This window comes from Candidatus Aminicenantes bacterium (assembly GCA_026393855.1).
GTDB lineage: Bacteria > Acidobacteriota > Aminicenantia > Aminicenantales > UBA4085 > UBA4085.
Genome location: JAPKZJ010000057.1, coordinates 1 through 14972, shown reverse-complemented (window position 1 = coordinate 14972; position 14972 = coordinate 1). Strand labels below are relative to the sequence as shown.

The window sequence follows — 14972 nt, the reverse complement described above, 5'->3', positions numbered from 1 at the left end:
GAAGCCTCCCTGAAGGTCGCGGATCGTTTGCCGGCCGCATTGTACCGTATTTGCGGCCCCCGGGTCACCGCTGCCTTTTTTTATCAACCCTTGGTTGTGGTAAAGTTGTTTTCTCGGAATCCCAACCGGAGGTTCGCCCATGCCGCAGCGCCCGTACCGCCCGATACTCATCCTGACAGCCGCCCTATTGATAATCGTCTCCAGCCTGGCGCTGGCCCAGTCCGCTCCTGACGCCTATGCCGTCCGCCGGGCTGCGCTCATGGGCCGGGTCGGGGCCGGGATCGCCCTCATCCCTTCGCAGATCCCGAGCCCGCGCGGGCCGCAGGATAATAAGGATTTTTATTACCTGACCGGGATCGCCGAGCCGGACGCTTTGCTGCTCTTATGGCCGACGGCGGAGAAGCGCGAAATCTATTTCAACCGCGGCGGCAAATGGCCTCGGACCGAAGGGACTCCCGTCGATGCCCGGCCTTTAAGCGAGCTGCGGATGTTCTTGAACCGCTCGGCCGCGGAAAAGACGATCTTTTTCCCGTTCGCGGCGATGGAAGGCGTCTTCCAAGTCGCGGGAGGCGCGGCCGCCTTGGCCAATGCGGCCGGGACCGCCAACCTGGATCCGGCTTTGGCCGAGATGCGGATCGTCAAATCGCCCGAAGAGATTGCCATCTTGCAGGCGGCCGTCGACATCACGACGGAGGGATACATCGAGATGCTCAAGGCGGCCCGGCCGGGAATGAGCGAGATCGACTTGCAAGCCGTTCTCGAATACGTCCATGTCCGGCGCGGAGCCTCGGCCTCCTTCACCCAGATCGCCTCCGGCCCGAACTCCGTCAACATCCATTTCGGGGCCACCAAGCGGGAGATGAAAGCCGGCGACCTGATCGTCTTCGACCTTGGCGCCTGGCACGATCTTTATACCTCGGACTTGAGCCGGACGATCCCGGTGAGCGGGAGATTCAGCCGCGAACAGGCCGATCTGCACGGTGTCGTCCTGACGGCTCAGCTCGAAGGCCTTGCCGCCATGACGGCGGGAAACGGCATCCTCAAGACCCAGACCTTGGTCGAGGACGCCCTTCTGCGAGGCCTGGCCAAGCTGGGGCTCGTGACCGACCCGGCCAAAGCCTGGCAGAGGCGCTTCTACATCCAGCACGGGTTCATCCACGGGATCGGGCTCGATATCCACGACGTCTGGGGCTGGTTCGCGCGGCAAATGCGCAACGGCCTTGAGTTCAAGCCCGGGATGGTGCTGACCATGGAACCGGGGCTCTATTTCGCCCCCGGACGGCTGGATAAGGCTCCCGGCCAAGTGCCGGCGGAAGAGTGGAAGGCGTTCGCGGATGCGGTCGGTCCGATATACAAAAAGTATGAAGGCCTGGGCTGCCGCATCGAAGACGACGTGCTCGTCCTCGAAACCGGGAACCGGGTGATGACGGCTTCGGCTCCGAAGACGATCGCCGAGATCGAAAAGGCGATGAAGCTTCCCAGCCCGTTCAAGCCGGGGAAATAGCTTCGCGCCGGCTAGCCCTTACGGGCGGCCCGGACTTCCTCGAGGTTGGCCTTGGCCGGGGGCACCTTGGCGATGAAGTCGCCGATCGTGGCGCAACCGTCGAACTCGGCGCAGAGGCCGCAGTTGGCGACCCCCTTGGCCAGGCCGCACGTCCGCATGGCGCATTCGGCGCAGTGGCCGATGTGGGGGCCGGCGACGATGGTGCAGCCGACGCAATCGACCATCTCGGGCTTAAAATCGAAATGATAGGCGGCCGCCCATTCCTTGGCCGTCTTTTCCCTTAGAGCTTGGTCGCCGGTCAGGTGGGCGACATGGGCCGGGCATGTCGAGCAATCCAGCCCGCAAAACGAGATTATTTTGGCCATGGCAGTTTCCCTCCGTTTATCTTCACGCTTTCTTAAGCTTGATGAGCTTTCCGGTCGCCGCCGCAAGCTCGGTGCCGGCCATGTCTCGGATGACGGATTCACATTCGACGACCCGGCCGTTGACTGCGATCAAGCGGCCTTCCAAAACGGCGGGGATGCCGATCCGGACCGGCTTCTTGAATTTGACGGTCATCTCGGCGGTCACGGCCGCTTCGCCCGCCCCGCGGGCCGCTCCGCCGTAGGCATGGGCCAAAGCCTCATCCAGAAGGGTCGAGATGATCCCTCCGTGCAGGATATCCTGCCAGCCTTGGAAGCGCTTTTCGGGGGTGAAGACGGCCCGGCATCGTCCCGGTTCGGGGTATTCGAAGACGATCCGCAAGCCGTCGGGATTCTTCTCCCCGCAGACGAAGCAGAAGTGGTCGTCGGTCAGTGCGGTCTCGCCCATGGCGGCCTCCGTGGCGGAATTCACCCCATTATCTTCAGACTATTGAAGATGTCAAGGCGAGGGCCGGCGTCGCCATCCGCTTTTACTTCGGCCCGACCAGCACCCAATGAGCCTTGGCCGGGTCGAGGACGCTCCGAATATGGGCGTTCATCTCGTCGAGCGTCACGGCATCGACTTCTTTGGCGAAGGCTTCAAAAAAAGAAGCGTCCAGACCCAGCGCTTCGAATGACGCCAGGGTAGAGGCCCGGGAGATCTTCGTCTCGTTGCCGCGCAGGAAGAGCGATTTGAGCCCCGCCTTGGCCACGTCGAGCTCCTCGGCCGAGAGGCCGGTGTGGTGGACTTCGGCCAGCAGCGCGCCCAAGGCGGTTCGGGCCTGCGCCGTCTTCGATGGATCGGTTTCCAGGAAGGCTTCGAAAAGTCCGCCCTGTTTCATCTGGAGGGCCGAGGCCGCCACGTTGTAGGCCAGCTTCTGTTCCGACCGCAGGCTCCAAAGCCGTGTCCCGGGTCCGCGGCCAAGAGCGTTCTCCAACAGGGAATCCAGGACATAATTGCGGCGGCCGGCCGCCGGCAGAGGGTAAGCGGCCGAAACATAGGTTTGCAGCGCTTCTTTCTCCATCTGGCGCGAAGGTTCGGCCGGCGAGGCCGAAGCGAGGGAGGGGATCGCTGGCGCCGTCGCCGACTTCCGGAAGCCTCCGAAATGCTTCTTGAGCATCGCGGCCAGACGTTCTCGGTCGAGATCCGTGACGACCGTAAGAGTGATATTCCCGGCGATGAACAGACGATCATAGAAGTCCTTGATGTCCTTGGCTTTGATCGCGGCAAGCGACGCCTCCGAGCCGTAGATCGAACGGCCGTATCCGGTCCCGGCGAAGAACGCCTCTGCCTGGGCCAACCGGCCCGCGTTGCCCGCGTCGTCAGCCTCGAGCCGGCGCTGGTGAGCCATGAATTCCTTGATCCGTTCGATGCGGACTCCCGTGAATAGGGGATCGGCCAAGATGCGGACGAACGCCGCCGCCACCTCGTCGAAGAACTCGCTCAAGCATTCGAGCTGGATGACGGCGAAGTCGCCGCGGACGTTCAGGCTGGAGTGGAGGGCTTTGACGACGAAATCCTGGGCCTTGCTTTGATCGGGAATGTCGATGGCCAGCCGGGACGTGAGGAAGGCCAGCCCGGCCTTGTCCACCGGCTCCGCCGATTGCCCACCGCCGATCCCGATCAGGAGGACGGTCACTTCGGAGGCGGGGTCGTGCCGATAAACAACGGTCATGCCGTTGTCGAGCCGGAAGCGTTCCTGCAGCTCCGGGCCCGCGGCCAGGAGCACCGCGCCGAGCAGAACCGCTGCGATCAGAGCGATCCGATGGGGAAGACGGCGGGCAGGAGCGGTCATTTCACCCTCGGTTGGACGGTCACCACGACGTATTCGGCCCGGCTCAGATAGCGGGCTCCGATCCGGCGCAGGTCGGAAGGCGTAACTTGGGCGATTCGCTCCAGGTAATCGATTCGGGACGGGGTCTCGTTCAGCATCATGTGCATGGCCAGGGATTGGGCCAACCCAAGGCCGCTCTCCCAGGCCTTCTGGACGGAAATGCGCAGCTCGTTGCGGGCCCCTTCCAGATGCTCGTAGGCGTACGCCTTCTCCTCGCCTTGGAATTCGGACTTGGAGAAGCTCTCATTTCGGACTTGCCGCAGGTAGGCCAGAGCCTCCTTCTTGGCCGCGTCCATGTTCTTGGGATCGAGGGCCGCGTAGACAAGAAATGCGCCGGCCCGCTTAAGGGCGATGTAGTTCATGGAGACCGAGTTGACCAGATCGCGGCGGCCGCCCCGTAAGGCCTGGACCAGCTTGGGGCTCAAGCCGTGGCCCAGGGCTTCCGTCAAGACGTCCGAAGCGAATTGGTCGGGGTTGTTGTAGTCGGGCCCGGCCGCCCCGATCACGAGATATCCCTCTTCGACATCGCGCTCCAGGTGGATCTCGACGGTTTTGGGCAGAGGAGCCGGAGCGGCAAGGGGAGCGGGCTTGAAATCGGACCGAGGCAGGGAACCGAAGACCTCCCGAACCTTGGCTTCCATCTCGTCCAGTCCGAAATCGCCGACCACGGCCAGGGCGGTGTTAGCCGGGACGAAAAATCGCCGGTAGAAATTCTCGACATCTCCGGCCGTCAGGGCTCTCAGGACGTCGGCGCGGCCATAGACCGGATTGGCGTAGGGATGGCCCGGAAACAGGTTCTGATAGATGAGGGCGCTTGCGATTCGGAAAGGATCGTCTTCGATCTGGCGGATCTCCTCCAGAATGACCTCCTTCTCCGACTCGAGCTCCGGCGCCGAAATCTTGAGGTTGAATAGAATCTCTTTCTGGTTCCGCAGGGCGAAATCCGCGTACTCGACCGGCGAAGTGAGCTCGAACGTGGCGATGTCCGGACCGGTGTGGGCGTTGAAATAGGCCCCGTGGCGGCGGATATCGGCGGCGACTTCGCTGCCGCTGCGGACCTCGGTGCCGCGGAAGAGGATGACATGCTCGAGGAGATGGGTGACTCCGCTTGCGGCGTCGGTCTCGTCCTTAGTCCCGGCGCCCACGGCGGCGACGATGTTGATCAGCGGGAGCGTGCGCCGCTCGAGGAGGATCACCCGCAAGCCGTTGTCGAGGGTGAAGGCGCGGTCTTTGGCCGCCGCCGCCTGGGAACGGACAGCCGGGGCGGTCAGGAACAGGATCAGGAGCCCTGCGGCTGTCCGGCCGAGCCGCCGCCCTTTGAATCGAGGCCTTTTCATCCCTTCTCCCATGCGCTCACTATTTTAGCGGCTCCACGGATCGTTGAGAAGCAATAATTATGCCAGCCCCGGCAACCAGGGGAAATCCCCCTCGGCCCGGCCGCCCTGTGTAAAGACTCTTGACGCGGCGCCTTTTTGGGCCGGCGGCCGGCTGTGCTACAATCGGTCACTCTGGGAGGCCGATTCCGATGAAACCCGAGCGCAAAGCCCGCATCCTCGTCATCGACGACGAGGAGAACATCCGCAAATCCCTGAAGATGATCCTGGAATACGAGGGCTTCGTGTTCCTGGAGGCGGGCGATGGCGAGGAAGGACTGCAGAAGCTCGACGAGTCCGTGGGCATCGACATCGTCCTGCTCGACATCAAGATGCCGGGGCGTGACGGCTTGGACATCCTCAAGGACATCAAGGCTCGACCCACCTCGCCCGAGGTCATTATGATCTCGGGTCAGGGCACGATCCATACGGCCGTGGAGGCCACCAAATCGGGGGCTTTCGAGTTCCTGGAGAAGCCCCTCCATCGCGACCGGGTTCTTCTGAGCATCCGCAATGCCCTGACCCAGAACTCGCTGGCCCGCGAGAACGTCGACCTGCGGCGCAAGGCCGAGAAGCGCTACGAGCTCATCGGCAGCCATCCCCTGATGAAGAAGCTGTGGAAGGAGATCCAGTCCGCCGCGCCGACCAACGCCACGGTTCTCGTCCACGGCGAGAGCGGGACGGGCAAAGAGCTCATCGCCCGGGCCGTCCACGCCCAGAGCCTGCGGGCCAAGGAGCCCTTCGTCCAGGTCAACTGCGCCGCCATCCCCGAGGAGCTGATCGAATCGGAGCTCTTCGGCCACGAAAAGGGCTCCTTCACCGGGGCCACCGAGCGCAAAACGGGCAAGTTCGAGCAGGCCGACGGCGGCACGATCTTCTTGGACGAGATCGGCGACATGAGCCTGAAAACCCAGTCCAAGGTCCTCCGGGTGCTGGAGGAGGGCGAAGTCCAGAAAGTCGGATCGAGCAAGATCAGCAGGGTCGACGTTCGGGTCATCGCCGCCACCAACAAGGACCTCCGGAAGGAGATCGAGAAGGGAAATTTCCGGGACGATCTCTACTTCCGGCTGAATGTCGTGCCGCTCTACTCACCGGCCCTGCGGGAGAAGCGTGAGGACATCCCGATCCTGGTCGATTATTTCAGCCGGCAGTTCGCCGACGAGAACAATTTTCGGGCCAAGTCCTTCAACTCCGAAGCCCTGGAGACGATGACCAAGGCGCCCTGGAAAGGCAACATCCGGGAGCTGCGAAATGTCGTGGAACGGCTGCTGATCATGGTCGACAAGGACGTCATTGAGCGCAAGGACTTGCCGGAAGCGATCCGCGGCGGCCACGCCCTGCTCATGCCGGAGCCCGACAAGATCAAGACGCTCAAAGATTTCCGCGACCAAGCCGAGAAGGAATTCATCCTGGCCAAGCTCGAGAGCAGCGGCTGGAATATTTCGCTGACGGCCCGGGAGATCGACACGCCCCGCTCGAATCTCTACAAAAAGCTGGAGCAATACGGCATCAAGATCACGGCCGGCGTCGGCGAGACGCCCGAGCCGGACGACGAGGCCGGGCCGAAGTCCGACTAACCGTTCGGTTTCCTCCCTTTGCGCGCCTATGGTATAAATAAGCCGGCTGGAGTCGGCGAGGCGGTTGCCGCCGCGCCCCGCAAGGGGCGCGGGGGAGGAAAGTCCGAACTCCACAGGGCAGGATGGTCGCTAACGGCGACTCCGGGCGACCGGGGGAAAGTGCCACAGAAAACACACCGCCCGCGAGGGCAAGGGTGAAAAGGCGAGGTAAGAGCTCACCGCCCCGATGGCGACATCGGGGGCAGGGCAAACCCCATCCGGAGCAAGGCCAAATCGGCCCCACATGGAACGGCCCGTTCCGGGGGCGGGTCGGCCGCTCGATCCCGCGGGCAACCGCGGGGCTAGTCAAATAACCGCCCCCGCTTCCGCGGGAACAGAATTCGGCTTATGCCCGACTCCAGCCGCTTCATCTCCGAATTCCCGTTATTTCCCGGCTATCCGGTCGACCCCGGATTCCCGCGGGCCCGGGCGCTCGGGAATATTGATCGAAGGGGCCAAATTGCCGATGACAGGACGACGGCGTCTAAGGAAACCCTCCCCCGGCCGTAAGCTCGGCTAGGGGAGGGCGTGAGTCAAGCGCCAGCCCGGCCGAGGCTTACTTGGCTACCGTCAGGTGGCTCGTCTGGGAGAGCGAATCCGGAACGCCGCGGATCGCCAGAAGCGCGGTCTTGGCGTCGGTTTCGGAGGAGACCACCCCCTCCAGGGTGATATGGCCGCCCTTGACGATGATGTGGATCGAAGGGTTGGCGCCCAGCGAGTATTTGTAGAGATCGGACGTGCCGAATAGAGACCGATAGGCGAGCAGACGGATGGCGTCGTCGTTCTTGGACAGAGGCAGGACCTCGATGTTGTTGGTCACTTTGCCGAGGCCCGCAATCCGGGCCACTCGGCGGCCGGCTTCCGACTTGGTGATCGGCAGCAGGACTTGGCCGGACAGGATAACGTCTGTTCCGTTGAGCTCGTAGGCCAGGTTGTCGAAGACGCCGTAATGGGGCAGTGAGAGGAGCGCCTTGACGATCGGGTCGTCGAGGCCCTGCGTGGCGGCGGGGAGAGACAGAGCCGACAGGCCGAGGGCGACCGCTAAAGCGGTGACGAGAAGGACTCTTTTCATAATGACCTCCAAAGGAATTTGATTTTCCGAAGCGCCTCCCTTCGGGTCACGTAAAAAATATAATCCCCGGCCGGGATAAAGTCAAGAATTCTTATCGCATCGATGGGAAATAACGGTCTGGCGGCGTCCGGCCGGCTCAAGCCCGCCGTTCGCGGACGAAGATCGCCATGCCTCCGGCCGCGAGGAGCGAGAGGCCGGCCCCGAACAGGAACGGCGCGGCCGGGCCCAGGCTCTGCCACAGCAGGCCGGCCAGGAAGCTGGCGGGCAGGGCGCTGACGCCGATGGCGGCGTTGTAGAGGCCGTAGGCCGTGCCGCGCTTGTCCGAGGCTTGGACGACGTCGGCCACCAGAGCCCTGCCCACCCCTTCGGTCGCCCCGTAATAAGCGCCGTAGATCGTATACAGTACCCAGACCTGCCAGGCGCGGTTGGCGAAAGCGAAGCCCAGATAGATCAGTCCGTAGACGAGCCAGCCCGCGATGATGACCCGGGAGCGGCCGATACGGTCGGAAAGGATTCCGGCCGGGTAGGCGATCAGGGTCGTGACCAGGTTGAACGCGGCCAACATCAGCAGGATCTGGACGAGCGACAGGCCGAGCTGCTGGGAGCGAAGGATGAGGAAGGCGTCCGAGGAATTGCCCAGGGTGAAGATGATCATGAGGCCTAGAAAGCGCCGGAAGCGCCGGTCAAGTCCCTTGAACGACAGCCGGGGCATGGTTTGCTTTTCCGGGCGCGCTTCCTTGTCCCGGATGAAGGCGCCGACCAGGAAGACGCCCAAAAGCGCGGGGACGGCGGAAAGGAGAACCAGGTGCCGGAAAGCCGATCGGGTCATGACCTTGACCGCGGCTCCGCCCAAGGCGATCAGCCCCGCCGCCGTCAGCAGGCCGAGCACCGCGCCCAGGGGGTCCATGGCCCGGCTGAAACCGAAAGCCCGGCCTTGGTGCCGCGATTCCGTCGAGTCCGCGATCAGGGCGTCCTTGGGCGAGGTTCGCACGCCCTTGCCGACCCGGTCCAGGAACCTGAGGACGAGGACAAAAGGCCAGGAATTGGCGAAATAGAAGAGGGGTTTGGAGAGGGAAGAGAGCGCGTAGCCGGCCAGGACCAGGGGTTTGCGGCGCCCGATCTTGTCCGAGAACCAGCCCGAGAGCATCTTCAGCAGGGTGGCGGTGCTGTCGGCGACGCCTTCGATCAGCCCGATGACGGAGGTCTTGACGCCCAGGACGTTGGCCAGGAAAAGAGGCAGGATGCGGACGGTGATCTCGCTGCTCCAGTCGTTGAGCAGGCTGACGAACCCAAAGACGAAGACATTCCGGCTCAGGCCGAAATATTTCTTTTCCTTCCGCGATCCGTCCATCCATCATCCTTGCAGGGGCTTGGGACGATTCAGCATAGCCGAAAGCGGGCGCCCCGACAAGCCCGACCGCGATTCGGCTTGACAGATCTCACGCCCCCGGCCTATATCTTGGCTTCCGGGCCGGGCCCGATTTCGGCAAGGAGATGGACCTCATGAAGACAACCGGCGGATGGAGACTTCTCGTCGCCCTGGCGCTCGTCGGCGCCGCCGTTTCCCAGGCCGCGGCCCAAATCCCGGCCAAGCGTCCGATCGCTCTGGACGACATGGCCCGGATTCGCCCGGTCGGCGACCCCCAGATGTCTCCCGACGGACAATGGATCGTCTATACGGTCGGTGCCACGGATGCGGAGAAGGATAAGCGCGACAGCGATCTGTGGATGATCTCCCGGGACGGCCTTCGTCAAGTCCGCCTGACCTTCGGTTCCGAGGGGGAGAGCTCGCCCCGCTGGAGCCCGGACGGGCGATTCCTCTCCTTCTTGGCCGCGCGCGGCACCGAGGAGGAAAAGAAGAAGGGCGCCCAGATCTGGCTGCTCGATCGGACGGGCGGCGAAGCCCAGAAGCTGACCGATATCAAGGGCGGCGTCTCCGAGTACGCCTGGTCGCCGGACGGGAAGAAGCTCGTTCTGACGGTCGCCGACGTCGATCCGGCCGACGAACCCGAAAAGCTGGAAGGCTGGAAGCGCCAGACGGCTCCCCCGGTCGTCATCGACCGCTATCATTTCAAGCAGGACCGCGAGGGCTATCTGAAACGGCTCTTCACTCATCTCTGGCTGTTCGACGTGGCATCCCGCCAGGCGGAGCCTCTGACGACTGGGCCTTGGGAGGACGGCAAGCCGGCCTGGTCGCCGGACGGCAAGCGCCTGGCCTTCGTCAGCGCCCGCGGCGCCGACCCCGATCGCTCCAACGACACCAACATCTATGTCGTCGAGGCCAAGCCGGGCGCCGAGGTCAAAGTCCTGACCGTCTTCCCTGGCCCGGACGACGGCCGGCCCTCCTGGAGCCCCGACGGCCGCTGGATCGCCTATCTCCAGGGCGACGAGCCAAAATACTCGGCTTACGATCAGGCCAAGCTGGCGGTGGTGCCTTCGAATGGAGGCTCTCCCCGGATCCTGACGGCGGCCCTTGACCGAAGCGTCGCCGGCCCTCTGCTCTGGTCGGAGGAGGGGCGCTCTCTGACCTTTCTATTCGACGATGACCGCGCGACCTGCGTCGGCCGGGTTCCGTTCGATGGAGGTCCTGTTGAACGGCTCACGTCCGGCCGACGGACCGTCTCCAGCCTGAGCCAAGGCCCCGGTGCCGGATTGGCCTTGCTGTCGGGATCGGCGTCCGAGATCGCCGAGGTGCATATTCTGGAGCAGGGTTCCCTGCGCAAGCTGACCCATCACAACGACGCCTTTCTGGCCGAGCTGCAGCTGGGGCAGACCGAAGATTTCACTTCCAAGAGCAAGGACGGGACCGTAGTCAACGGCTTGATCGTCAAACCGGCCTCGTTCACGATCGGACGGCGGTACCCCACCCTCCTTTACATCCACGGCGGCCCCAACGGCCAGGATGCCTATCGATTCACCTTCGACGCCGAGTATTTTGCGGCCAACGGCTATGTCGTTCTGGAGATGAACTACCGCGGCAGCTCCGGCCGCGGCAGCGCCTTCCAGAAGGCCATCTTCGGCGACTGGGGCCGGAAAGAGGTCATGGACCTCCTGGGCGCGGTGGATCAGGCCGTCGCGGCCGGGATCGCCGATCCCGAGCGCCTCGGCCTCGGCGGCTGGAGCTACGGCGGCATCCTGACCGACTATACGATCGCCTCGGATCCGCGCTTCAAGGCCGCCGTCAGCGGCGCCGGCAGCGCCCTCCAGCTCGCCATGTACGGCAGCGACCAGTACATCTCGCAGTACGAGAAGGAGATCGGGCCGCCCTGGAAGGCGCGGGAGCAGTGGCTCCGGGTTTCCTACCCCTTCTTCCAGGCCGATCGCATACGCACGCCCACGCTTTTCATGGGCGGGGAGAAGGACTTCAACGTCCCGATTATCGGCTCGGAGCAGATGTACCAGGCCCTCAAGAGCCTGGGAGTCGAAACCCAGCTCGTCGTCTTCCCCGGCCAGTTCCACGGCCTCTCGACCCCCAGTTATCAGAGGGACCGGCTGGACCGTTTCCGGGCCTGGTTTGACAAGTATCTAAAGAAGTAATGGCTGGCGGCATGAACGTCATTTCCCGCGAGGCCGAGGCGACGCTTGAAGTCCGGAAGTCCCGCTTCCTAGCCCGCACTTTCCGGGTGATATCGACGAACGAGGCCATGGCTGCCGTCAAGCGGATCCGGGACGAGCGCCGCGATGCCGATCATAATTGCTGGGCCTGGCGGATCGGGCCGGCCGCCGAGCAGGCCCGTTACAACGACGACGGCGAACCCTCCGGGACGGCGGGCCCGCCGATCCTTCAGGTTTTAAGCCGGCGCGGGATGACCAACATCCTTCTCGTCGTGACCCGCTATTTCGGCGGCACCAAGCTCGGAGCAGGGGGGCTGGCCCGCGCTTATGGCGACGCGGCCAAGGCTGCGATCGAGGCCTCGGAACCGCGGCCGCTGCGGTTGCTGGCGACCCTGCGGGCCGAATTACCGCACGCCGCCCTGCCGGCTATGGAGCATTTCCTGGCCAAACGCGGCTTCGAGATCGTGTCGCGGGAATTCGGGGAAGTCGTCGTCCTGGTCGTGCGCTTGCCGGCCGACGAGGAGCCCACTTTCCGGTCTTTTCATCTCGGCCTGGTCAGCGGTCGCCATCCCTGCCGGGAGCTGGGCCGGGATCATGCCTGACCGGATTTGACGGCCGGCCGATCCGAAGTCCATAATACCGCTTCGATATTCTCACTGTAGGAGTCTCAAATGAAAGCTGTTTGGTGCAAGATCTTGACCGCTGGGATTGTGGTCGCCCTGGCCGGCGTTCTGTCCGCCGCTCAACAAGCCCCCGCGCAAGCCCCCAAACCGGTCGATCTCTCCGGCGTTTGGGAGATCACCATGCAGTCGCCCCAGGGCGAGATGAAGTCAGACGCCACTTTCGTCCAGAAGGATGACGTTATAAAAGTCACCATGCCCAGCCCCATGGGGGACGAGATGAAGGGCGAGGGCAAGGTCAAAGGAAGCGAGGCGGCGTGGACGCTGACGATCTCGACCCCGAACGGCGATTTTCAGCTTGTTTTCAAGGCCAAGATCGAGGGCGAGAAGATGACCGGCGAGATACAGATGGGAGACTTCGGCACTTCGACCTTCACGGCGGCCAAGAAGAAGTAACGCCGCGCTTTCAAGCCGGACGAACCAGGCGGGCGCCGGCGGAGGGCACGACCAGCCGCGGCTCGATGCGGTGTCCGTGGGCCTGCTCGTAGGCCTCGGCCAGGGCCCGCCCGATGGCTTCTTCCCGGCCCGCTTCGATGAAGGCCACGACGCTGCCGCCGAACCCGCCGCCGCTCAAGCGGGCGCCCAGAACCCCCGGCGTCGTTCGCGCCGTCTCGACCAGGGTGTCGAGCTCGGGGCAGGAGTTCTCGAAATAGATCATCGAGCTCTTGTGAGATTCGAACATCAGGCGTCCGAAGCCGGCGGCGTCGCCGGCCTCCAGCATGGCCACGCCCTTGAGGACGCGCTCGTTTTCCCCCACCGGGTGGGCGGCACGCCGCCAGACCGCCGGATCCAGAGGGCCGCGATGGGCTTCCAGATCGTTCCAGGTGACATCCCGCAGGGCCTTGACCCGCGGCCCCAGAACCCGCGTGAAATAGGCGGCCGCCTGCTCGCAGCGCTGCCGCCGTTCGTTATATTCGGAATCGACGAGCGCATGTTTGACGGCCGTGTTGGCGATCAGGAAGGCCGTCCCGGGAGGCAGTCCGACCGTCCGGACTTCGAGCGAGCGGAAATCGGTGAAAACTAAGGAGTTTTCCCGGCCGAACAGGCTCGAAATCTGGTCGAGCAGGCCGCATTTCACCCCGGCGTACTCGTGCTCGGCTTTCTGCCCGATCCGGGCCAGGTCGATCAGATCCGGCTGGAGGCCGTGGAAGGCCGCCACGGCCAGGCCACAGGCGATCTCCAGCGCGGCCGAGCTGGACAGGCCAGCGCCGATGGGAATGTCGCCGATCTGGGTCCCGAGAAAGCCCTTGGGGGAGAATCCGTAGCGCTGCCGGAGAAAAGCGAATACGCCCCGGCTGTAGTTCGACCAGCGCTCTTTGTCCGTGCGACCGGGATCGTCGGCCGGGCAGCGGACGCTCTCCTCGAAATCGGCAGAGTACAGCCTACACTCGGGAGTTCCCGACGGTGTCAGGCCGTAAGCGATGCCGGCGTCGATGGCGGCCGAGAGGACGAAGCCCTCGTTGTAATCGGTGTGGTTGCCGAGGATCTCCACCCGGCCCGGGGCGTAGGCGATGAAATCCGGGTCGATCCCGTGGTGGCGGCGATGCTTGGCGGCCAGGCGTTCGGACAGCGCGTTCATGCGACTTCTCCTGCGATCGGCGCGCCGGTCGTTCCGGCCGGGCGGTCCATCGAGGATAGTGCGGGGCGGCCGGGTTGTCAACGGAATTGACAGAATCCTCCGGATATCGCAAACTACCCCCTCCGTCGGAGACCCCCGGAAGAGAATGCACGACCCGCAACATCCCCCCGTCCGCGGCCAGGACCGCGTCATCCTTGAAGCCCCCCATCATCCGATCGTTCGCCGGGACATCGATCCCGACGCCCTCAAGATCATGGAGCGCCTGGATAAACAGGGTTTTCTGGCCTGCCTCGTGGGCGGAGCGGTCCGCGACCTGATGCTCGGCCGCAAACCCAAAGACTTCGATATCGCCACCGATGCCCGGCCCGGCCAGATCAAAAAGCGCTTTCCCAACGCCTATGTCATCGGCCGCCGGTTCCGCCTCGTCCATGTCCATTTTCCGGGCGACAAGATCATCGAAGTGGCCACCTTCCGCCGGCCCATCCCGCCCGAGGAAGAAGAGGCCCAGGCGGCTCGGGAAGCCCGCGGCGAGGCGGTCGAGCCCATCGATCCCTACGGCACTCCGCGCGAAGACGCCTTCCGCCGCGACATCACCATCAACGCCCTGCTCTACGACGCCGTTCTGGATTCGGTCATCGATTATACCGGCGGGCTGGAGGATCTGGAGCGAAAGCGCGTGCGAGTTATCGGCGATCCGGAAATCCGCTTCGCCGAAGACCCGGTCCGGATCTGGCGCGTCATCCGGCACGCGGCCCGGATCGGGTTCAGCATCGACGAAGCGGCCGAGAAAGCCATCCGAGCCCAGGCCTCCCTTGTCGCGGGCTGCGCCGGCGCCCGCCTCTATGAAGAGCTGAACAAAGACCTTTCCGCCGAAACGCGGCCGGTGCTGGAAAAGCTGCGCCGCTATGGCTTGCTCCGTCATATCTTGGGGTCCCTGGGTCGGGACTACGAGACAGACGCGACCCAGTTCGCCCGGCTTTTAACCCTGCTGGACCGGAGCGAACGATGCGGCGCCAAGTCCGCTAAGGCCGAGCGCGAGGACTCCTTCGCCATGCTGTTCTACCCCTGGGTCGAGCGGCTTTTCGCCCGTGACGACATCGACATCGGCCGGGCTTTGCACGACGAGCTGCAAAATCTGCGCACCGAAGCCACTATTCCCAAGCTGGTCAAGGCCGACGCCATTCAGATCTTGACTATCGCCGGCACGAGGACCAAAGCCTTGCGGACCGGCCGGATGCGCTGGTCGCTGCAGAAGCGGGCCCATTACGGCCAAGCCGAACGCCTCTTTTTCCTGGTCACGGAAGGCGATCTGCCCGGCGAAGGGCGGACGTTTGAATCGCTGTTCCGCCAGTCCTTC

General features: G+C 64.1%; 13 protein-coding genes and 1 other RNA gene. 7 read left to right on the top strand and 7 right to left on the bottom strand.

Features of this window, described 5'->3' with window-relative positions; genetic code table 11:
- Window positions 1–139: 139 nt before the first annotated feature.
- Window positions 140–1504 (top strand): M24 family metallopeptidase, encoded by a 1365-nt coding sequence (locus tag NTZ26_05725; protein MCX6559997.1) that lies wholly within the window; start codon window positions 140–142, stop codon window positions 1502–1504.
- An 11-nt stretch (window positions 1505–1515) separates the two neighbouring features.
- On the opposite strand, the gene NTZ26_05720 is transcribed toward NTZ26_05725, so the two are convergent.
- The 4 genes from NTZ26_05720 to NTZ26_05705 are packed head-to-tail and all read right to left on the bottom strand — an operon-like array spanning window position 1516 to window position 5077.
- The gene (locus tag NTZ26_05720; GenBank protein MCX6559996.1) at window positions 1516–1869 is read right to left on the bottom strand and encodes a DUF3795 domain-containing protein; all 354 of its coding nucleotides are present in this window, start codon (window positions 1867–1869) and stop codon (window positions 1516–1518) included.
- Between the two features lie 22 nt (window positions 1870–1891).
- Entirely contained in the window at window positions 1892–2338 is a 447-nt protein-coding gene (locus tag NTZ26_05715; GenBank protein ID MCX6559995.1) for a PaaI family thioesterase, read from the bottom strand.
- A gap of 58 nt (window positions 2339–2396) precedes the next feature.
- Window positions 2397–3701: a pitrilysin family protein gene (locus NTZ26_05710; GenBank protein ID MCX6559994.1), complete on the bottom strand. Its 1305-nt coding sequence runs from the start codon at window positions 3699–3701 to the stop codon at window positions 2397–2399.
- Window positions 3698–5077, bottom strand: coding sequence for a pitrilysin family protein (locus tag NTZ26_05705; GenBank protein ID MCX6559993.1), 1380 nt, complete (start codon window positions 5075–5077; stop codon window positions 3698–3700). Before NTZ26_05705 ends, NTZ26_05710 begins: the two co-directional genes overlap by 4 nt.
- Before the next feature lie 188 nt (window positions 5078–5265).
- Between NTZ26_05705 and NTZ26_05700 the strand changes: the two genes are divergently transcribed.
- Window positions 5266–6690, top strand: a complete 1425-nt coding sequence (locus NTZ26_05700; protein ID MCX6559992.1) for a sigma-54 dependent transcriptional regulator — start codon at window positions 5266–5268, stop codon at window positions 6688–6690.
- Window positions 6691–6738: 48 nt separating this feature from the next.
- Window positions 6739–7093: RNase P RNA component class A (gene rnpB, locus NTZ26_05695), an RNA gene on the top strand.
- A gap of 192 nt (window positions 7094–7285) precedes the next feature.
- On the opposite strand, the gene NTZ26_05690 is transcribed toward rnpB, so the two are convergent.
- Together NTZ26_05690 and NTZ26_05685 are read right to left on the bottom strand one after the other, a co-directional pair.
- Complete coding sequence (locus tag NTZ26_05690; GenBank protein ID MCX6559991.1) at window positions 7286–7801, bottom strand: BON domain-containing protein; 516 nt, start codon at window positions 7799–7801, stop codon at window positions 7286–7288.
- 136 nt (window positions 7802–7937) lie between these two features.
- Window positions 7938–9152 (bottom strand): MFS transporter, encoded by a 1215-nt coding sequence (locus NTZ26_05685; GenBank protein ID MCX6559990.1) that lies wholly within the window; start codon window positions 9150–9152, stop codon window positions 7938–7940.
- A gap of 152 nt (window positions 9153–9304) precedes the next feature.
- Between NTZ26_05685 and NTZ26_05680 the strand changes: the two genes are divergently transcribed.
- The 3 genes from NTZ26_05680 (at window position 9305) to NTZ26_05670 (ending at window position 12432) form a co-directional block, all read left to right on the top strand.
- Window positions 9305–11338 (top strand): S9 family peptidase, encoded by a 2034-nt coding sequence (locus NTZ26_05680; GenBank protein ID MCX6559989.1) that lies wholly within the window; start codon window positions 9305–9307, stop codon window positions 11336–11338.
- Window positions 11339–11349: 11 nt separating this feature from the next.
- The gene (locus NTZ26_05675; protein MCX6559988.1) at window positions 11350–11958 is read left to right on the top strand and encodes a YigZ family protein; all 609 of its coding nucleotides are present in this window, start codon (window positions 11350–11352) and stop codon (window positions 11956–11958) included.
- Between the two features lie 69 nt (window positions 11959–12027).
- Entirely contained in the window at window positions 12028–12432 is a 405-nt protein-coding gene (locus NTZ26_05670; protein MCX6559987.1) for a hypothetical protein, read from the top strand.
- A 10-nt stretch (window positions 12433–12442) separates the two neighbouring features.
- Here the strand turns inward: NTZ26_05670 and galK are convergent, their stop codons facing one another.
- Window positions 12443–13615, bottom strand: a complete 1173-nt coding sequence (gene galK, locus NTZ26_05665) for a galactokinase (GenBank protein MCX6559986.1) — start codon at window positions 13613–13615, stop codon at window positions 12443–12445.
- Window positions 13616–13760: 145 nt separating this feature from the next.
- Here galK and NTZ26_05660 point away from each other — a divergent pair.
- A partial coding sequence (locus NTZ26_05660) for a CCA tRNA nucleotidyltransferase (GenBank protein ID MCX6559985.1) occupies window positions 13761–14972 on the top strand: 1212 nt, incomplete at its 3' end.